At 61.5% G+C, this 18,930-nt stretch carries 22 protein-coding genes; 13 read left to right on the forward strand and 9 right to left on the reverse strand.

Annotated features, from left to right (window positions below):
- From BUA38_RS37760 to upp, 3 genes are all read left to right on the forward strand, one after another.
- A complete protein-coding gene (locus BUA38_RS37760) occupies positions 1 to 174 on the forward strand; it encodes a hypothetical protein (protein ID WP_172806138.1) in 174 nt (57 codons plus the stop codon).
- A gap of 183 nt (positions 175 to 357) precedes the next feature.
- On the forward strand, positions 358 to 642 hold the full coding sequence (locus BUA38_RS34945; protein WP_072825303.1) for a hypothetical protein: 285 nt from the start codon (positions 358 to 360) through the stop codon (positions 640 to 642).
- Between the two features lie 313 nt (positions 643 to 955).
- On the forward strand, positions 956 to 1,594 hold the full coding sequence (upp, locus tag BUA38_RS34950) for a uracil phosphoribosyltransferase (protein WP_072825304.1): 639 nt from the start codon (positions 956 to 958) through the stop codon (positions 1,592 to 1,594).
- A gap of 9 nt (positions 1,595 to 1,603) precedes the next feature.
- On the opposite strand, the gene BUA38_RS34955 is transcribed toward upp, so the two are convergent.
- The gene (locus BUA38_RS34955) at positions 1,604 to 2,296 is read right to left on the reverse strand and encodes a substrate-binding domain-containing protein (RefSeq protein ID WP_072825305.1); all 693 of its coding nucleotides are present in this window, start codon (positions 2,294 to 2,296) and stop codon (positions 1,604 to 1,606) included.
- Positions 2,297 to 2,443: 147 nt separating this feature from the next.
- Positions 2,444 to 3,481, reverse strand: coding sequence for a glutamine synthetase beta-grasp domain-containing protein (locus tag BUA38_RS34960; RefSeq protein WP_072825306.1), 1,038 nt, complete (start codon positions 3,479 to 3,481; stop codon positions 2,444 to 2,446).
- A gap of 548 nt (positions 3,482 to 4,029) precedes the next feature.
- On the opposite strand from BUA38_RS34960, the gene BUA38_RS34965 reads away from it, so the two are divergent.
- Entirely contained in the window at positions 4,030 to 4,236 is a 207-nt protein-coding gene (locus BUA38_RS34965) for a DUF2735 domain-containing protein (protein WP_072826676.1), read from the forward strand.
- A 55-nt stretch (positions 4,237 to 4,291) separates the two neighbouring features.
- Here BUA38_RS34965 and BUA38_RS34970 read toward each other — a convergent pair whose 3' ends face one another.
- Both BUA38_RS34970 and BUA38_RS34975 read right to left on the reverse strand, forming a co-directional pair.
- Entirely contained in the window at positions 4,292 to 4,600 is a 309-nt protein-coding gene (locus BUA38_RS34970) for an MliC family protein (protein WP_072825307.1), read from the reverse strand.
- A gap of 88 nt (positions 4,601 to 4,688) precedes the next feature.
- Positions 4,689 to 4,895 (reverse strand): hypothetical protein, encoded by a 207-nt coding sequence (locus tag BUA38_RS34975; RefSeq protein WP_072825308.1) that lies wholly within the window; start codon positions 4,893 to 4,895, stop codon positions 4,689 to 4,691.
- Between the two features lie 217 nt (positions 4,896 to 5,112).
- Between BUA38_RS34975 and fabG the strand changes: the two genes are divergently transcribed.
- The 3 genes from fabG (at position 5,113) to BUA38_RS34990 (ending at position 6,995) form a co-directional block, all read left to right on the forward strand.
- Positions 5,113 to 5,793, forward strand: coding sequence for a 3-oxoacyl-ACP reductase FabG (gene fabG / locus BUA38_RS34980; RefSeq protein ID WP_072825309.1), 681 nt, complete (start codon positions 5,113 to 5,115; stop codon positions 5,791 to 5,793).
- Between the two features lie 102 nt (positions 5,794 to 5,895).
- Positions 5,896 to 6,612: a DUF2161 domain-containing phosphodiesterase gene (locus tag BUA38_RS34985; protein WP_072825310.1), complete on the forward strand. Its 717-nt coding sequence runs from the start codon at positions 5,896 to 5,898 to the stop codon at positions 6,610 to 6,612.
- Between the two features lie 80 nt (positions 6,613 to 6,692).
- The gene (locus BUA38_RS34990) at positions 6,693 to 6,995 is read left to right on the forward strand and encodes a hypothetical protein (protein ID WP_072825311.1); all 303 of its coding nucleotides are present in this window, start codon (positions 6,693 to 6,695) and stop codon (positions 6,993 to 6,995) included.
- A gap of 32 nt (positions 6,996 to 7,027) precedes the next feature.
- On the opposite strand, the gene BUA38_RS34995 is transcribed toward BUA38_RS34990, so the two are convergent.
- Together BUA38_RS34995 and BUA38_RS35000 are read right to left on the reverse strand one after the other, a co-directional pair.
- Positions 7,028 to 7,651 (reverse strand): GNAT family N-acetyltransferase, encoded by a 624-nt coding sequence (locus BUA38_RS34995; RefSeq protein WP_072825312.1) that lies wholly within the window; start codon positions 7,649 to 7,651, stop codon positions 7,028 to 7,030.
- Positions 7,652 to 7,787: 136 nt separating this feature from the next.
- Entirely contained in the window at positions 7,788 to 8,186 is a 399-nt protein-coding gene (locus BUA38_RS35000) for a PaaI family thioesterase (RefSeq protein WP_072826677.1), read from the reverse strand.
- A gap of 92 nt (positions 8,187 to 8,278) precedes the next feature.
- On the opposite strand from BUA38_RS35000, the gene BUA38_RS35005 reads away from it, so the two are divergent.
- Both BUA38_RS35005 and BUA38_RS35010 read left to right on the forward strand, forming a co-directional pair.
- Complete coding sequence (locus BUA38_RS35005; protein ID WP_072825313.1) at positions 8,279 to 9,064, forward strand: cobalamin-binding protein; 786 nt, start codon at positions 8,279 to 8,281, stop codon at positions 9,062 to 9,064.
- A gap of 57 nt (positions 9,065 to 9,121) precedes the next feature.
- On the forward strand, positions 9,122 to 9,418 hold the full coding sequence (locus BUA38_RS35010) for a DUF6719 family protein (protein ID WP_244553144.1): 297 nt from the start codon (positions 9,122 to 9,124) through the stop codon (positions 9,416 to 9,418).
- A gap of 552 nt (positions 9,419 to 9,970) precedes the next feature.
- Here BUA38_RS35010 and BUA38_RS35020 read toward each other — a convergent pair.
- Entirely contained in the window at positions 9,971 to 10,486 is a 516-nt protein-coding gene (locus BUA38_RS35020) for a CreA family protein (protein ID WP_172806178.1), read from the reverse strand.
- 388 nt (positions 10,487 to 10,874) lie between these two features.
- Between BUA38_RS35020 and BUA38_RS35025 the strand changes: the two genes are divergently transcribed.
- From BUA38_RS35025 to BUA38_RS35040, 4 genes are all read left to right on the forward strand, one after another.
- Entirely contained in the window at positions 10,875 to 12,647 is a 1,773-nt protein-coding gene (locus BUA38_RS35025) for a L,D-transpeptidase (RefSeq protein ID WP_338076311.1), read from the forward strand.
- 70 nt (positions 12,648 to 12,717) lie between these two features.
- A complete protein-coding gene (locus BUA38_RS35030) occupies positions 12,718 to 14,346 on the forward strand; it encodes a hypothetical protein (RefSeq protein WP_072825317.1) in 1,629 nt (542 codons plus the stop codon).
- Between the two features lie 164 nt (positions 14,347 to 14,510).
- The gene (locus BUA38_RS35035) at positions 14,511 to 15,449 is read left to right on the forward strand and encodes a polysaccharide deacetylase family protein (RefSeq protein WP_072825318.1); all 939 of its coding nucleotides are present in this window, start codon (positions 14,511 to 14,513) and stop codon (positions 15,447 to 15,449) included.
- Between the two features lie 70 nt (positions 15,450 to 15,519).
- A complete protein-coding gene (locus BUA38_RS35040) occupies positions 15,520 to 16,032 on the forward strand; it encodes a dihydrofolate reductase (protein WP_072826679.1) in 513 nt (170 codons plus the stop codon).
- Here BUA38_RS35040 and BUA38_RS35045 read toward each other — a convergent pair.
- Positions 16,029 to 16,475 carry a DoxX family protein gene (locus BUA38_RS35045; protein ID WP_072825319.1) on the reverse strand — a complete coding sequence of 149 codons (447 nt, stop codon included), beginning with the start codon at positions 16,473 to 16,475 and terminating at the stop codon, positions 16,029 to 16,031. The genes BUA38_RS35040 and BUA38_RS35045 overlap by 4 nt on opposite strands.
- 119 nt (positions 16,476 to 16,594) lie before the next feature.
- Positions 16,595 to 18,901: an NADP-dependent malic enzyme gene (locus tag BUA38_RS35050; RefSeq protein WP_072825320.1), complete on the reverse strand. Its 2,307-nt coding sequence runs from the start codon at positions 18,899 to 18,901 to the stop codon at positions 16,595 to 16,597.
- Positions 18,902 to 18,930: the final 29 nt, after the last annotated feature.

Consider the following 18,930-nt stretch of genomic DNA (forward strand, 5'->3'; position numbering starts at 1 on the left):
ATGCTGGTCTCACTCGCCTCCTCGATTCCGTTCCGTCATCGCCTGATCGCGCTCGTCGAGGGTTGGCAGCGCCTGTTCCAGATGGCGAGCGATCCCTATCGGCCCGAGCGTCACTACATGCGCGGCCCTGGTCCCGCATGCCGTGCCAAACAGCGTGGCGTGGGCGGGCTCTGACGTTTCTCCCAGGCTGGTAAAGCCCACCTCGGGCGCCGTTAGCGAGAATGCGACGGCGCCGTTTTCTTTTTGTTAGGCATGGGGCTTAGCCAAAAGACGTACTGGCCCGGCTCTGGCCAAAAATCGCCAAACTTTTTCTTTTTTTGAGTGTGGTCATCATGATCCATTTCTCGGAGAGCTCCTATGCGGATCGCACAATCGATCTTCGTTGGTTCGGTCGCCGTTGTGGCAGCCCTCGCCTCGCCCGCCCCGGCGAAAGATACGAGCCCGAATTCCCACGCCAATGCCAACGCCCAAGCCGTCGAGGAAGCGCCGGCGTCGTCGGGTTGTCACGCCTATCAGAAAGGCCCTGACGGCACCTGGGTCGAGATGGCCTGCCACGAAGGCGTTGGCAGTGACGCCGCGCCGACGCCGGTACATCACAAGTCCGCCAGCCATCATCACGCCGATCAAGGCACCGCGCGCTAGCGCGATCAACTTTCAGTTGCGGCGCCTGATTTGGTCCAGACGCGCAGCAAATCGCGGTCCAGCGCCAGCGGTCCGGAGCCGCCGAGCACCAGCGCAGCGATGCCGCAGAGATACAGCAGGTCGGTCTCGTAGCCAGGCGTTTTGACGGGCGGCTGTGAACGGTCGCGTTGATAGCGTTCGCTTCGCAGGGGCGGTTGTTACGCCGACCCGCTCCCGAGCGACTTCGGCTGCCCGGTGAACGGCAACGGGCGGGTCTCGACATCGCGCGAAAAACCGGGATTATCTCGGGGGAAATAAGCCGCCAGGAGACTGCATGCTTTCCAACAGCGACGTTCATCTCGTCAGCCATCCCCTCGTCCAGCACAAGCTGTCGCTGATGCGCGAGGCTGACCGCTCCACCAAGGGCTTTCGGGAGCTGCTGAACGAAATCGGCATGCTGCTCTGCTACGAGGTGACGCGCGACCTGCCGCTGGAGATGGTCGATATCGAAACGCCGCTGATGGCGATGAAGGCCCCGAAAATCGCCGGCAAGAAACTGACTTTTGCGCCGATCCTGCGCGCGGGCGTCGGCTTTCTCGACGGCATGCTGGCGCTGGTGCCGTCTGCTCGCGTCGCCCATATCGGGCTTTACCGCGATCCACAGACCTTGCAGGCGGTCGAATATTACTTCAAGGCACCGCACGATCTGTCGGACCGCACCGTGATCCTGATGGATCCGATGCTCGCCACCGGCAATTCGGCCTCGGCGGCGGCTTCGCTGCTCCGGACCCGTGGCGCGCAGGATATGCGCTTTGTGTGCCTGCTGGCTGCGCCCGAAGGCATCAATCATTTCCAGGCCGAGCATCCCGACATTCCGATCTGGACGGCGGCGATCGACGAGAAGCTGAACGATCACGGCTATATCTTGCCGGGCCTCGGCGATGCCGGCGACCGGATGTACGGCACGAAGTAGCGGCTGTGGCTATGCCGGCCGCTCGAGGCCCGACTCGATCAGCGCGGGCGTCGCAGCCGGCGACGCAAGAAACTTCAACAGCTGGTCGGCTGCGGCGGCCTGCTTTGAGCCCGTCGTCCGCCCTGCGGAAAACACCGCTGGCGTCTGCAAGTGATGCGGCAGGGGGCCGACGACCTCGATACCCTTGACCTGCTTCAGTTCGCTGAGCTGCTGGATTGCGACGTCTGCTTCGCCAGCGACGATGCGTTCGGCCGTGAATCCCATCGGCGATATGGTGGCGCGCGCGTTGATTTCTTTCTCGATGCCCATCTTCGCAATCAGTTGCGCAAAGAAAATCCCGCTGGCGCCAAGCCGTGAATAGGCGACCGAACGCGCGCTAAGCAGCGCCGACCGCAAGCCAGCTTCAGTGGAGATGTCCGGATGCGGCGCGCCGGCCTTGACCGCAAGCCCCACCCATGATCGCGCAAGATCGACGCGGCTTTCCGCAACCACGCGGCCCACCGCAATCAGGCCCGCAAGTCCCTCGTCGGTCAGAATGAGAACGTCGGCGGTTTCGCCTTCCTTGAGGCGTTCGAGCACCCTCACCGTCGGCGCAAAGTCGGCATTGATGCGCGCGCAGCTCTTCAATTCGAATTTTTCAGCCAGAGCACGTACCGCACCCGCCAGAGCGAGCGTCGACAACACGCGTACCGAACTTTCCATCCACCGCACTCCGCTTTGACAGCGGCCGCTTCTAGCACGTGGATCGCGCTCTCAAAACGCAATGATCCGCCGGAGCAGGCACCCCGGCCGATCATATGGGAGGTCGAGCCTGGCGGCGCCAAGCGCCGCGGGCGCGTCCTACGTGACTTAAGCGGCTGCCGCTTTGGAAGACGTCGGAACGGAGGCGATTGTCTTCAGAATCTGCGAAGCGATCTGGTAGGGGTCGCCTTGCGAATTCGGACGGCGGTCTTCGAGATAGCCCTTGTAGTCGTTCTTGATGAACGAGTGCGGCACGCGAACCGAGGCGCCGCGATCAGCCACGCCATAGCTGAACTTGTTCCAGGGCGCGGTCTCGTGCTTGCCGGTCAGGCGCTTGTCGTTGTCCGGCCCGTAGACAGCAATGTGTTCCATGAGATTCTTCTCAAAGGCCGCCATAAGCGCCTCGAAATAGGCCTTGCCGCCGGTCTCGCGCAGATAGGTCGTCGAGAAATTGGCGTGCATGCCCGAGCCGTTCCAGTCGGTGTCGCCGAGCGGCTTGCAGTGATACTCGATGTCGATGCCGTAGGTTTCGGTCAGCCGCTGCAACAGGTAGCGAGCCATCCACATCTCGTCGGCGGCCTTTTTGGAGCCCTTGCCGAAGATCTGGAATTCCCACTGCCCCTTCGCCACTTCGGCGTTGATACCTTCATGGTTGATGCCGGCGAACAGGCAGAGATCGAGATGCTTCTCGACAATTTCGCGCGCGACCGGGCCGACGTTCGAATAGCCGACGCCGGTGTAATACGGGCCCTGCGGCGCCGGATAACCTGTCGTGGGGAAGCCGAGCGGACGGCCGTCCTTGTAGAAGAAATATTCCTGCTCGAAGCCGAACCACGCGCCGGAGTCATCGAGAATGGTGGCGCGCTTGTTCGTCGCGTGTGGGGTGACGCCGTCCGGCATCATGACTTCGCACATCACCAACACGCCGTTGGTACGCGCACCGTCGGGATACACCGCGACAGGCTTGAGCACGCAGTCTGAGCTTCTGCCTTCGGCTTGCATGGTCGATGAGCCGTCGAAACCCCACAGCGGCAACTGCTCCAGCGTCGGGAACGACGCGAATTCCTTGATCTGCGTTTTGCCGCGCAGATTCGGCGTCGGCGTATAGCCGTCGAGCCAAATATACTCGAGCTTGTATTTGGTCATTGAGCCTCTCTTGAGTTGAGAATGAAAGGCGTGAGATCGAACCGCGGAGGATCCTACCCACACACGTACCCGGCCACGGTTGGGCCAGTCATGAATAAGCAATAAAAGTGCCAATTATTGCAGCGCGGTACCGTGGTGTCGAAGCCCGCGCCTGGATGCTTCTGCACAGGAGATGGTGCGGCAAAGGCGCGCGGCCGAATCAGCGTGTGCTGTCAAGCCGAACCACGCCCGCACGGCGCTGACGCCTGTTTCTACAGCATTCGCTGCAAAGCACATCGGGAGGGGCCAACGATGCGGCAGCGCCACGCAACAATCGCCAAGAAAAGACGGCGCCGCCCGCAACCCGGCGTCTGGTCTTAGGTTCTGTCAGCCCGGACCTGCTCTGCACGATGCAAAGGCAAAACTGCATAGTTTTTGATCATCAAATGAATTCATTTTAATCAGGTTGCGCCGAAGGCGAGCAGGACCGATATCGGCTTTCCAGTAACCGCACACGAACGAGTCGGGCGCAGCATGCGTTGAAGGCGTCTCGACCAATGGAGATATCGATGAATACGAACGGTAGTCAGGAGTCCGCGCGCATCTACCAATTTCCTGCCGGGGGCCGTGCAGCTCTCGGCGGAAAGCGTTGGGACGAATTCAACTCTGCGCCCGCTCAGACGTTTGAGCGCGTCAACGAAGCCGTTTGCAGCGGCAGCTGGTACCACGACGACGCCATTCGTGAAGCCGCCGCCGAGCGCGGCCGCGATCACTAAGGCAGCCGCAGCGGCATGATGCGCACATGCCGGTCTATTCGGCTTGCAGGGTTCGTCAGAGCTCGCACGCCGTTGCCGGCCGCCGTGCATGTCTGAGACGAATACCGGTTGCGGTCATGACGAGGCTCACGCCGCCACCGGAATAGCGTTTGCCTGGCAAGGCAAAACTCTTCTTCAGCGTGACCGGATGGCCATCGATTTGCAGATAGGCGCGCTTATCGCCGGGGTAAAATGCCAGAATAAAATGCGTGCCATCGGCGCAACGATAGGAATCGAACGTTTGTGCCGATGCTGGTGACGCCTGGGCAATAAACCCGGCTGCGAACACCGCCGCCCCACCGATTGCGGCCTTGTGCCATTTCATCGTCGCCCCCGAAGCTATCCTGTTGAAGGATGGGGGTTGCAATAGCGCCGGGAGCGACAGCTGTACAGCGTCAGGAAGAGGACGGCGCTTACGCCGCCGCTTCGATTTCCATTTCGGCGTCGAGGTCGGCGATGACGTCCTCGAATGCAGAAATCGCCTGCTGAACGGCTGCAATCTGCATCAATTCCCAGCCGTTGACCGGGCCGTTACGGTTCTGCAAGGCGACCACGAGGTCACGCCGTTGCTCCTTGAGCTGCACGAGCGGCAAACCGTGGTCAGGCAAATGCTTCAACATCTTCCACCCCCTCTATCGAGCGAACCTCACCCCTACCGCAACGGTTCTGCGTTTCGCTTACAAAACCCCGGCAAATTTTAGCGATCGCGAATAAGTGCTGGAATTTCAGGGCCGGCCACGTGTTTTTGCGGGGAGTATTGCGACTGCATTTCCGGCGGATTTACCGGGCGATAATGTCGTTTGATTCCGCTTTCCATCCCCACTTTGGAGACTTCTCATGCAAGGCAAGATCCTCATCGTCACCGGCGCTTCCGGGGCGCTCGGCAAAGTGGTCGTCGCCTCCGCACTGGCGAAGGGCGCCAAGGTCGCCGCCATCGACCATGCCGCGTCGGCCGCACAGCCGACAGCCGAACGGATCGAACTTGGTGGCGTCGATCTGACCGATGCAACGCAAGCCAGAAAAGCAATCGATGCGGCGGCGGCGCATTTCGGCCGGCTCGACGCATTGGTCAACATCGCGGGCGGGTTTGCCTTTGAGACGGCGATCGAAGGCGATCCGAAGACCTGGCAGCGACTCTATGCGCTCAATGTCCTGACAGCACTGAACGCCTCGCGATCGGCCATTCCCCATCTCACGGCTTCCAGCGCGGGCCGGATCGTCAATGTCGGTGCGATGGGTGCGATTCAGGCCGGCGCCGGCATGGGCCCTTACGCGGCGTCGAAGGCTGGTGTGCATCGGCTGACCGAGGCACTCGCGGCCGAATGGAAAGGCAAGATCACGGTGAATGCCGTGCTGCCATCAACGATCGATACCGCGGCCAACCGCACCAGCATGCCAAACGCAGACTTCTCGAAATGGGTACGGCCGGAAGAACTGGCGGAGGTCATCCTGTTTTTGGCAAGCGATGCGGCAAGCGCAGTCACCGGCGCGCTGCTCCCGGTCCTGGGGCGGGTCTAGCGCATGGCTTGCGGAGCGGCCGCTTTATCGCCACACGCAGATTGCGATCGGCGGTAGACTGACGCGCGTTGAGTCGTTTGGCGATAACTCCAGGATGAATTGTTGGAAACCGCGCTTTATCTGCCCGTCAAAAAATTTCTCGAAAAGCTCGGCTTTACGGTCAAGGGCGAGATTGGCGGCTGCGATCTCGTGGCGCTTTCCGGCGACGACCCGCCGATTGTGGTCATCGGCGAATTGAAGCTTGCATTCAATCTCGAACTGGTTTTGCAGGCGGTCGATCGCGCCGGCGCGTGCGACGAAGTCTGGCTTGCCGCGAAATTCTCCGAGCGCGGCAAGGGACGGGAGAGCGACGCGCGCTACCGCAATCTTTGCCGCCGTCTCGGCTTTGGCATGCTCGCGGTCACGAAATCAGGCACGGTAGAAGTAATCGTCTCGCCGACAACGGTTCCGCGCCGGGACCCGAAGCGCCGCTCGCGCCTGATTGCCGAGCATCGCAAGCGCCAGGGCGACCCGGCGCTCGGTGGCAGCACGCGCGCGCCGATTATGACCGCTTACCGCCAGCAGGCATTGGCCTGCGCCTCGGCCTTGTCGCAAGGCCCCCGCAAGGTGCGCGAGCTCAAGCCGGCCATTCCGGATGCACCGAAAATCCTGCTGCACAACGTCTATGGCTGGTTCGACCGCGTCGAGCGCGGTGTCTACACCCTGACCGACTCAGGACATGCCGCGCTCAAGCGATGGCCTCAACCGGCGATCGAACTCACCGGTATTGATCGCGCTGCTGTGAACGAAACGATGCGCGGGCAGTTGGAGAGTGCATAGCTGGCCTGCCACACCAGTTTCATATTGCAATGCAACATACTCATCCCTAGATATCGGCCGCGAGAACGATGGGGTCGGCGATGAGCCAGGATTGGAATACGAAATATGGACCGCGGCGCGTTCGGCGTGATCCGCCCACGCTCGAAGAGGCGATCTTCGCTGCGGCTGGTATCACCGAGGACCTGAATGAGCAGGCGGAAATTGCGGCGTCGCTCATGGGCATGCCGCTCGAAGCCGTGACCGCCGAGGTGAAGAAGACGAGCCGCATCCAGGCGCGCTCAGCCACCCGCGTGATCGCCGGCGAACAGGGCGCGCAGCGCTCGGTGGTGGTCGAACGTCGCGTGGTGCGGAGGTTCGGCAACGACAAGCGGATCGGCACCTGAGGCGCCGGCGACGCTGAAGCCAGTCGCGTTGTTTAAACGGCCTGCTTCCAGCCGTAGAAGCCCAACCAGAACTTCCAGTAGGCGCGATTGAAGTGGATGATCGCACGCGCGGCATCTGTCGGCGTGGCGACGGCAGGCCGTGCAGGCTCAAGCCGCGGCTGTTCCTCCACATCGATCGTTCCCGTGGATTCGCCGTGACGGAATCTCAGATGCGCGCCAAATTTGCTGGCGAGCGCACGCATGGCGTCGTTTTGCGCGCCGGTCGTGATCCGCAAACGGCGGTAGCCCTTGGCGCGCGCTTCCTCGATCAGCTTCTGGAAAAGCAGGCTTCCGACGCCGTGGCGGCGCAGGCCGGCCTCCACACTGAAAGCGATCTCCGGCAGCAAATCCGACGACGTCTCCGGCGGATGCAGCTCTGCCGCGCCCCGCACCAGGCCATCTTCGAGATAGGCAATGATAACGGTGCCGTCGTTCGCGCATTTTTCCGCGTAACGCTCGATGAAGCTGTCGTCCATGAAGCCGTGGAAACGGTCATGTCGGCTTTCGTGATCGAGCCGAAGCAGATGATCGCGCAGCAGCGGTAACTCTTCCTGCTGGCGAAGCGTCCGAACGATGCCCCTGCCGACGGCCGAAACCGGAAGGTTCTGGTAGCTCAAGTCAAATCTCCTCTTAGGTCACCCTCGAGGAGGCGTCGAATCCCTAGATCACTTCATATTGTGCATCGCAACATGGAATTCAAGAGCTATTTTCGCTGTAAATTTCGCTGGTTAACGCCGAAAACCCTTTCGCCACTCAAAGCACCATCTGCGTTTGAATCACGATGGCAACCAGTTTGCCCTCCTCTGTTTCAAGCCGGGTTTGCCAGACCTGCGTACGCCGTCCCCGATGGACGGGCGTAGCGGTCGCGACGACAGTGGCACCCTCCTTCGCGCCGCCCACGAAATTGGTCTTGCTCTCAATTGTCGTGGTGCCCTTGGCGTCCTCCGGCAGATTGATCACCGTTGCCGCGGCGCCGACCGAATCCGCAAAAGCCATCACGGCGCCGCCATGAATGCTCTGACTGACCGTGCAAAGATCGGGACGGACCAGCATCTTCGCCACGACGCGATCCTTGTCGGCTTCGACGAAAGTCACTCCCTTCAATTCCGCAAAGGGCATCTTCATCGCACGTATTTTTTCGAGCGGCGTCATGGTGCTTTCCTCCCGCACGCGCATTCCGGAAAACGAGATTTTCAATTGAGGCGGGCCGTGACAAGCGATCTTTTGTTCTGCTTATGAGGTCGATGCGCCAGTTCCCGCCTCGCCGCATTGTTTGCCTGACCGAGGAAACGGTCGAGACGCTTTATCTGCTGGGCGAGCAGGACCGGATCGTCGGCGTTTCCGGCTACGCCGTGCGGCCACCGCAGGTCAGGCGCGAGAAGCCGCGCGTCTCGGCCTTCATCACGGCCGACATCCCGAAGATCCTGGATCTCAAGCCCGATCTCGTTCTCGCCTTCTCCGACCTGCAAGCCGACATCGTCGCCGAACTGGTTCGCGCCGGCGTCTCGATACACGTCTTCAACCAGCGCGACATTGCCGGCATTTTCGCGATGATCCGCACCCTTGGCGCGCTGGTCGGCGCAAGCGAACGCGCGGAACAGCTGGCGAGCGGCTACGAGCGGCGATTAGCCGACATCGCCTCGATCGCGCGCCCCTTTCCCAGACCGAAAGTCTATTTCGAGGAGTGGGACGAGCCTCTGATCAGCGGCATCGGCTGGGTGTCCGAATTGATCGAGATCGCGGGCGGTGCGGATATTTTGCCCGATTTGCGATTTCGCCCATCGGCGAAAGACCGGATCATTTCGCCGGACCTGGTTCGCGCCGCGGCTCCCGACGTGATCCTGGCGTCCTGGTGCGGCAAGAAAGTCGTCCGGGACAAGATCAAGCGGCGAGCTGGATGGGAGGATATTCCGGCGGTGCGTCACGATCGGGTTGTCGAGATCAAATCGCCCTTGATCTTGCAGCCCGGCCCCGCAGCACTCACCGATGGATTGGACGCCATCATAGCCGCGCTATGGCGCAATGCTTGAGAATCGACGATGTCTCAATGAGACCGCGCCAGAGCTGCCTCGACATGGAAATCTCCAATGAAGCGCAACACTTCTTTCTCGAACGAGATTTTCGGCAAGCCTTTTGCGCTGAAGTTTCTTTGTGTTCTGGCCGTGTCTGGCTGGCTTGTGTCTGGCCTGGCGCCAGGTGCGCAGGCGACGACGTTTGGCCGCGAGCAGGATGTCCCCGATCTGAAACTCGGGCAGCGGATCAGGATCGATGACGGAACCTGCCCGCCGGGGCAGGTCAAGGAATTGTCGGGCGCAAAAATGACAGACGGCGGCGTAGCGCGCGCGCGAAAGTGTGTCCCCCGCCTCGGCATCAAGTCGAAGTAAAAGCCAGCGATTTCAATCGTCTTGTCGGCCGCTAGTGCCCACTTTCCGAAGTTCGTGTTACGTCTCAGCACCCACCTTTCGCGAACTTCGGAAAGTTATGGGCACTAGCAAACTCATGATTCTAGTGCCACTTTGCTATTTGAAGTTCCTGGATCGAATTCGCCGCTTGTGCTGCAGGAACTTCAAATAGCAAAGTGGCACTAGACGAGCACAACTCGTTCATTGAACGATTGCGAAGTGCGCCATCCAGATTTTCCGCAACTTTGTCTGTGGTTGCGCGTTACCCCAAAAATGCAACAGGGAAACGTCATGGGCAACGGCGGCACTGCCGATCTCGGCCACGTCACGATTCCGAGCGTGGACACCAGCAAGAACTGTGGCGTCATGGCGGAACAGCGCCGGCCTGACGGCTGCAACGAAAATGAGTCAGTACCGCAACAGTTCGTGCATCTGGTCGGCTGCCGTGATCCCAACAGCCGCAGGGCGCCATATCCCATGACGCAATCGGTGCGCCCACGGCCGGCCCCTCCAAAACCCTGAGTGCCTTTCCCGCTATTCGATGAAGTCACCGCATTTCTGGACCGTCGCATCAGTCGGCCCCCACGGCATGACAGGCACCGACGAGGTCGAGTTTTTTGGCGAACCTTCGATCAGCTTGTCCGAGTACACCATATAGACCAGCACATTTCGCTTGGCGTCACAGCCGCGCACGATCTGCATCTTCTTGAAGAAAACCGATCGTCGCTGACGAAACATGTCCTCGCCTTGCGCCGTCTTGCCCTTGAAATGAATCGGGCCGATCTGCCGGCATGCGAGCGAAATGTCCGAGACCTCCTCGGCTATTCCGAGCCAACCCTTGACGCCACCCCGCTCGGGCACCGTGAAATGGCAAGCGACGCCCTCAACCACGGGATCGTCGATGCCGTAGGTCGCAAGCTTGTCATTGGGACTGAGCAACTTGAACACCGTGGAACGGCGAAAGATCAGATCCGGCTCGTCGCCGGCCCATGCGGGTGATCCGGCCCATGTGAGTGTGACGAGAACCAGCAGCCTGATTCTCCACCTCATGCCATGAGATTGGCGTGCAGCACGTGCCATGAAGGTCTCCAGATACCTGATTGCGAAATTGTGGTGCGGAAAGGTCCTTCGCGCCCGATGACCGGGAACCAAGGAGCGGCGGCAAGCCTTTGATCTCACATAGCTTTGACTCAAGGCCCGTCGTGGACGCCAGGTGATGACACCAGATGTGGAATTCGAACTGGCAGCGCTAGCGAATTTCCACGATGTAGGTGTCGGCCGCAGCGATGGAAAGGCTCGCGGGCGCCGCTCGTTAATATTGGGTGAGGCTTTTTTGTTACTCTTGCAGCCAAAAGCGCAGGCTTTCGAAGCGTTAGGCTGGTGAACGAGAATCGCGTCTGCAACACTTATCAGAAGCTGAAAGATGGAAGGCACTCGCGTGAGCCGACAAGGATTTGGTTTGGGAAGCGGACGGTTCTGGCGATTTGCCGTTCTCGCGGCAACCGCAACGGTTGGTGTCTCGTCGCAGGCGGAAGCCGCGATTTATTACTGGCAGGACTCCTCGCCCGCCGCCACCGAGCCCGCGCCCGCACCGCGGAAACCGCCGGCACGAAGCGCCAAAACCCAACGCCGTGGCGACAAGAAACCCGCGATCGTCGAAAAGGAATCCAAGCCGCAGGGGCCGCTGATCATCTCGGTTTCCATCGCCCAGCAGAAGCTGCGGATTTATGATGCCAACGGGCTGTACGCGGAATCGCCGGTTTCTACCGGCATGCCCGGTCATTCGACGCCGATGGGCGTTTTCAGCGTCATCCAAAAGCAGAAATTCCACCAATCCAACATCTATAGCGGCGCGCCGATGCCGTTCATGCAGCGGATCACCTGGTCCGGTATCGCCATGCATGCCGGCGTACTGCCAGGTCACCCGGCCTCGCACGGATGCATTCGTCTGCCGATGGCGTTCGCCGTCAAGATGTACGGTTGGACCAGGATGGGCGCGCGCGTCATCGTCACGCCGGGAGAGATTACGCCGGAGAGCTTCTCGCATCCGCTGCTTGCATCGGTGAAAGTCGCGCCGCAACCGGTCGCTGCACAAGAAACGAAGGCGGATGCGGCTCCGGTTCCAACAACCGAAAAGCTCGAAATCAAAACCACCGAGATCAAGACGCCGGCGGCCGATCCTGCGATCGAACTGCGCCCGACGGTCGGTCACACCGATGATGTCAGGACCGCGAGCGAGGCGGCGTCAAAGGTGAAGACCGCCGACGCCAGTGGGGCGCTGCCCGCAGCACTCGCAACAAACACGATGTCGGACGCTGCACCCGGTAGCGAACAACCGACGCAGCAGACGACTGCGGTTTCTGACGCGACCGATTCCGGCAAACAGGCTGCCTCAAGGATCGCGGCCGAAACGGACACTCCGAAACCGGAAACGGATCCGTCCGCCACTAAAAAAGACGAAACGGCGTCGAGCGAAGCAAAGCCTTCGAGTGATGGCCCGGCCGAAACGCCACCGGCCAAGGTAGCGGACGGCGAGACCAAGCCGGCCGACGCCGCGCCTGCTCCGCCGGCAAAGTCCGAAGCAGCATCGGGCAAAACGGCCAGGCCCACCGACAATGCCGCAGTCAGCCCGGCGCCGGCCACTGAGGCGGCCAAAGCCGCAATCGCGCCGCCTGCGGCGACGAACGAAATGCCGCTCAAGGGAGACCTCAAGAGCGATACCGCAAAGGCCTATCTGGGCCCTCCGCTCAAGAAGACAGAACAGATCGCGGTTTTCGTCAGCCGCAAGGATTCCAAACTCTACATTCGCCAGAATTTCGCACCGCTATTCGATGTACCAGTGACGATCGCCACCGATGAACGTCCGCTCGGTACCCACATTTTCACCGCGCAGGTCGACAAGAACGACGCCAACACCCTGCGCTGGTCGGTGGTGTCCTTGCCGGTGCCGGCCAAAGCGGCCGCCCGGCACGTGGAAGAGGTGCGCGTTTCACGCGGCCGCAAGATCGCAAGTCCCGCTGCCACCGAGGCCAAGCCTGCGCCCGCACCCGACAGCCCGGCCGAGGCACTCGACCGCCTCAACCTGCCTGCCGACGTGATGGCAAAAATCTACGAGGCCGTCTCGACCGGTGGATCGATCATCGTCTCGGATCAGGGGATCGCCGGCGGCGAAACCGGCGAAGGCACGGACTTCATCGTTTCGCTGCGTTAAGCGGCGTCGTCGAGCGGCCTCCGAGAAACCGGTTCCCAATCCTCCCGGCCGTGCTTAAAAGACGGCCGGCATGGATCCTTCCGCGAACTCAACGCTCAAGCGCGCTCGTTTTGATGCCCTCGGGCCGCTGACCTTTCTCGGCTGGCGATGGGGACTGACAGCGATCATCCTGGGCCTTGCGGCCTCGTTCTTCTTCTGCGGGTACGCCGTGGCCTTTTGGCGCAACGCCGATATGGACTTCATGGTGATCTACAACGCGTTCCTGCTCAACGACGGCAAACCGCAACAGTTCTTCGACCATACCGGCTACCTCACCATCGTCTCGGTCAAGACCTGGTTCGAGACGCTGCATCGGCTGGGCCTGCTCGATTCCTGGTCGCTGTCGAGCATGCCTCCGGCTTCCAACCCTGAGGCCTTCAACGCCGCGATGACGAGTGCGGTTCGCGCCGGCCGCCTCCTCGCCTGGCTGATCGCAACCGGCACCGTGCTGATCTTTGCAGGCCTCATGCGCGCCATCGCCCGCGACTGGCCTCTCGCGCTCATCGCAACCTTCGCATTTGCGTTCTCTGGCGGACTGGCCGTGCACGCCCGTATCCTGCGCACCGAGCTCGTCGCGGCCTGCCCGGTCCTGTTCGCGCTGATGATCCTGATCGTAATCGGACGCCGCGCGAGCCTTGCACGCCCGCTTTTGATCGCGCTCGCGGCCGCGCTTTGCATGCTCGGTCTGGAAAACAAGGTGCAGGCATTCCTTCTGGTCGCGGCGTTGCCTGTGCTCATCTTGCCGTTTGGCGGCGCCGAGAGCGCGAGCGTTGCCTTCTGGCGCAGTCGCCGATCGGCGCTTCCGGTTGCCGTTGCCTCGCTCGTCGCGGCGGCGGCAGCGGCTTACGCGGCCTGGCCGCTGATCGCGACCGGCTTTGATCGCACGCTTCTCGATGCGGCAGGCTTCCGTCCGCTCCTGCTCGGCCGCTTTGGAATCTATCAGGCGGCGGTGCTGTTCCTGATCGGCGGCTGCATGCTGATCTATGCCGCGATCTGGCGTATCAGTGCGGCAGAGACGATCGTATCGATGGCTGCGGCGGCCGCAGGTGCTACGTTGGCGCTGCTCGCGCTCAATCTCGACTACAATGCGAACAACGTGATCGCCGTGTTCAACCCGCTGGAAAAGATGCTGATGTTCGTCGACGCGGGAACGGCGGAAGCGGCAAACAAACCCGGGTTTGCAGATATTTTCCGGCTGTTGCTCGACGGCATCGTTTCGGTCGCCGCCCGCTACTCATTCGTCCTTCATTCATCGCCCCGCCCCACCGTTTTCCTGACCTGGCTGATCGTGCCCGGCATCGCCTATGCGTGGAGCCGGGGCGAAAGGCAGGCCGCGATCCAGGCGTTGCTTCTCCTGGCGGTCTCGATCGGGATCGACGCCCTGGGCGTAAGGCGCGCATTGAAATCCGAATATTTCATCATCACCGACCCGTTGATCGTTCTGGCGGGCGCCCTGCTACTCGATCGCCTTGCGGATCTGCGCTTCCATCGGTGGGCATTCCCGATCGCCGCGGTGCTATTCGGTTTGCATATCGTGGTCAGTCAGGCTGAACCGGTCAAATACGCGCTGCAGCGCCGCGGGCCGGAATCGGTGTGCGAGTGGAACCAGCACTATATGCCGCTGATGCCGCTACCCTGGTGCCCCGCCACGCGATCCTGAAGATCTCATCGTCTCCTTTCGGAACACCGGAGAATCCCGGACTGTGCCAAAGCCGATATAGCGTTACGCCGCAACTCGGCTATGATGATCTCCAGGCGGGGAAATCGCGCGGCAGGCACGGGAAAACCGAGGCACGGCGCGGTGAGTAAAACAAGGAAGCCAACATGCGGATTGCGGCGGGACTGATCTTTGCAGGCGCGATTTCACTCTACACGACCGGAGCGGCATGGTCGCAAACGCCGCCCGTCAAAGCCGATGCCGCACCGGCCGCCGCCGCAACTCCTGCTCAGGCCGCCAAGCCTGCGTCGGCCAAGATGCCTTGCGCCAATCCCGATGCGCTCGGGATCGGCCGCGTCGTCGAGATCGACACGACGGGCGGACCGGGATTCGGTTTCGAACATTTCAAGCAACTGGATTTTCTGCGCGACAAGGAAGTCGTACTGACCTTTGACGACGGCCCGTGGCCGGAGAACACGCCCAACGTCCTAAAAGCGCTGGCCAACGAGTGCACGACCGGCATCTTCTTTTCGATCGGCAAGCACGCGACCTACTATCCCGAAATCCTCAAGCAGGTTGCGGCGGCCGGCCATACCATCGGCGCTCACACCTGGTCGCACGCGACCCTCACCAACAAGAAGCTGACCGAAGACCAACGCAAGGAAGAAATCGAAAAGGGCTTCTCCGCCGTCAAGTGGGCGCTCGGCGCGCCGCCTGCCCCGTTCATGCGCTTCCCGGCGCTGCAACATCCGCCGGAAATGGTGACCTATCTCGGCACGCGGAATATCGGGATTTTCTCCTGCGACCTCGATTCCTTCGATTTCAAGGCGCGTAATGCGCAGCAGGTCATCGACGACACGATGAAGAAGCTCGACAAGCTCGGCAAGGGCATCATCCTGATGCACGATTTTCACAAGCACACCGCGGAAGCCTTGCCGGAACTGCTGCGGAAGCTGAAGGCCGGTGGCTACAAGGTGGTGCAGGTGAAAGCCAAGGCGCCCGTGCAAACCATCGCGCAATATGACGAGGAAGTCCTGAAGGACGCCAAGCTGCCGACGGTCAGTTCGCGGCCGGTATCGAGCGTGGTGCAGACGATCTCGGAATAATCTTTCCGATCGCCACGACGCCGTGCCGGCGTTCCGCATCGACGGCTATGTCATCGTGTCCGCCGACGGCATGTTGGCGGACGCAAGCGGGGTAATGCCGGAAGCGCTGAAATTCGAAGGCGACAAGCAGTTCTTTATCGCGGCGCTCGATCATGCCGATCTGATCGTCCACGGCCGGCATTCGCATGAAGGCCATCCGAACTCGGACCGGCGCAAGCGGATCGTCGTGACGCGGAAAATCGCGGGCATTGCGGAAGATCCGGCCAGCCCCAAAACGACATTATGGAATCCGTCCGGCGCCCCCTTCGAGGCGGCGCGCGACCACACCGGTGTCCACTCAGGCACCATTGCGATCATCGGCGGGCCCGACGTGTTCGACATGTTCATGGATCGCTACGACACGTTCTGGCTGTCGCAGGCACCGAAAGTAAGACTTCCCGACGGAGAACCTGTGTTCTCCGGCGTACCGCGCCAGACACCGCAGGAAGTTCTCTCAGACCACGGCCTTGCACCCGGCGACAGCCGATTGCTCGACGCCATCAACGGCGTGACCGTCACGCCGTGGCGGCGAATAGAGCCTTAGACGTCGTAAGCGGGTTCCTGAACCTTCGCAGAACGGCTGGACCCCGCGATCATGAACAAGGCACCGATCAGCGACAGATTTTTCAAGGCGTGGACCAGATTGCCTCGCGCCTCGGGACCCGTTTGATTCCAGAAGTCGTGGAAATAGAAGGTCGCCGCGGCCACGAACAGGATCAGGATGATCGCAAAGAAGCGTGCGCCGAAGTTCAGTGCGATCATCAGACCGCAGACCACCTCAATCACGCCGGATGCAATCGCAAGCAACTGCGCCAGCGGCATGCCGGTGATGGTCTCAAGCTGAGCGGTATAGGGCGCCACGATGGCCGGAATGACGATCTTTTCCGTCATCTGGGCTGTCGCCTGCAGATCCAGGAGCTTGGAAGCCCCGGAGAAAACGAAAAGCACAACGAACAGAATTCGTCCAAGGGTAACAAACGCTGGCATTATCGGCCTCTTTAGGTCGCAAGCTCAGGAATGGCGGAGCGATTATGGGCGTTCCGCGCGGGCTTTTCAAACCGTCCTTCGACTTCCGGCTGATCGCCAGCCGGTCTTCGCTATCCTTTCTAGCCAAACAGCGACGGCTGCTGGCGGCCGGTCGGCTCCTGTGCCTCGACAGCAGCAATCGCCGTCATATTGAGGATGCCGCGCGCGGTCACCGACGGCGTCAAGATATGGGCAGGTCGTGACGTTCCTATGAGGATTGGACCAACCGGCAGCGCGTCGGCCAATGCCTTGATCATCTGATAGGCCACGTTGGCGGTATCGAGGTTGGGCATGATCAGAACGTTTGCCACGCCTTCGAGGTGCGAATGCGGCAGGACCAGCTTGCGCGCTGCCTCCAGAAGGGCAGTATCGGCCTGCATTTCGCCGTCCGCCTCGATCTCCGGGTGTTTCTCGCGCAACAACGCGGTGGCGCGGCGCATTTTCCGTGACGAATCCGTGTCATAACTGCCGAAATCGGAGTGCGACACGAAGGCGATTTTCGGTTTGATGTTGAAGCGCTGGACGTGAACGGCGGCCAGCGCCGCCATTTCCGCGATCTCTTCGGCGGTCGGATTCGGGCGCACCTGGGTGTCGGCAATGAAATAGGCACCCTTGGTCGTGATCATCAGCGCAAGTGCCGAAAAGTCACTGGCCCCCGGCCGGAAGCCGATGATTTCGCGGACGTGACGCAAGTGGCTCATGAAGCCGCCTTCGACGCCGCAGATCATGGCGTCGGCCTCGCCCCGGCTGACCGCCAATGCCGCAATCACGGTGGCGTTGGTCCGCACCACCGTCCGCGCGGCATCCGGCGTCACGCCGTGCCGGCCGGCAATGTCGATGTAGGACTGGACGTAAGAGCGATAGCGAGGATCGTCCTCGGGATTGATGAGGTCGAAATCCTTGCCGGCCTTGATGGCAAGGCCGAACCGCTTGATGCGCGCCTCGACCACGGACGGACGTCCGACCAGGATCGGCCTGGCCACGTCTTCCTCGAGCACGACCTGCGTTGCGTGCAGCACGCGCTCGTCTTCGCCCTCGGCGTAGATGACCCTCACCGGCTGCGTCTTCGCCTTGGCGAAGAGCGGCTTCATGATCAGGCCGGAGCGGAACGCAAAGCGCTGAAGCTCAGTGCAATAATCCTCGAACTTCGCGATGGGGCGTGTCGCCACGCCGGACTCCATTGCGGCCTTCGCCACCGCCGGTGCGATACGCAGGATCAGCCGCGGATCGAACGGACCCGGGATCAGCGAACCCGGTCCGAACCCTTGCGCCTGGCCGCTATCGAATCCGGGTGCCAGCGCGTCGACCGGCGGATCGCGCGCGAGTTGCGCGATGGCGTCGACGGCCGCCTTCTTCATCTCCTCGTTGATTGCGGTCGCGCCGACATCGAGCGCGCCGCGGAAGATGAACGGAAAACAGAGAACGTTGTTGACCTGGTTCGGGAAGTCGGACCGGCCGGTGCAGATCATGGCGTCGGGGCGAGCTTTGCGCGCCTCGTCCGGCATGATCTCCGGATCCGGATTAGCGAGCGCCATCACCAGCGGATGGTCCGCCATCTGCTTGACCATCTCCGGCTTCAGCACGTTCGGCGCGGACAGGCCCAGGAATATGTCAGCGCCGGGAATAACATCAGCCAGCACGCGCTTGTCGGTCTTTTGCGCATAGACCTGTTTCCAGCGGTCCATCAATTTCGCGCGGCCTTCGTAGACCACGCCCTCGATGTCGCAGACCCAGACGTTCTCGCGCTTGGCGCCCATGGACACCAGGAGATTGAGGCAGGCGAGCGCCGCCGCACCGGCGCCCGAGCACACGATCTTGACGTCGGACAGCTTCTTACCGTTCAGGAACAGCGCATTGGTGATGGCCGCGCCGACGATGATGGCCGTGCCATGCTGGTCGTCGTGAAATACCGGGATTTTCATCCGCGCTTTGAGCTGCGCCTCGATCTCGAAGCAATCAGGGCCCTTGATGTCTTCCAGGTTGATGCCGCCGAACGTCGGCTCGAGCGCGGACACGGTTTCGACCACACGTTCGATGGTGTCGGCGGCAATCTCGATATCGAAGACGTCGATACCGGCGAACTTCTTGAAGAGAACGGCCTTGCCTTCCATCACCGGCTTGGATGCCAGAGGCCCGATATTGCCGAGGCCAAGCACGGCAGTGCCGTTGCTGACCACCGCAACCAGATTGGCGCGCGAGGTCAGCGTGGCGGCTTCGGCCGGGTTATTGGCGATCTCCGTGCAGGCGGAGGCGACGCCCGGCGAATAGGCCAAAGCGAGGTCGCGCTGGTTGGCGAGCGGCTTGGTCGCCTGGATCTCGAGTTTGCCAGGCCGCGGCAGGCGGTGATAGGCGAGCGCCGCGGCATGAAGGTCATCTGAATAGGACATTCGCTTCCCCACAGGGGGCTCATCCCGCC

The sequence above is a fragment of the Bradyrhizobium erythrophlei genome, assembly GCF_900142985.1.
GTDB classification, from domain to species: Bacteria; Pseudomonadota; Alphaproteobacteria; order Rhizobiales; family Xanthobacteraceae; genus Bradyrhizobium; species Bradyrhizobium erythrophlei_B.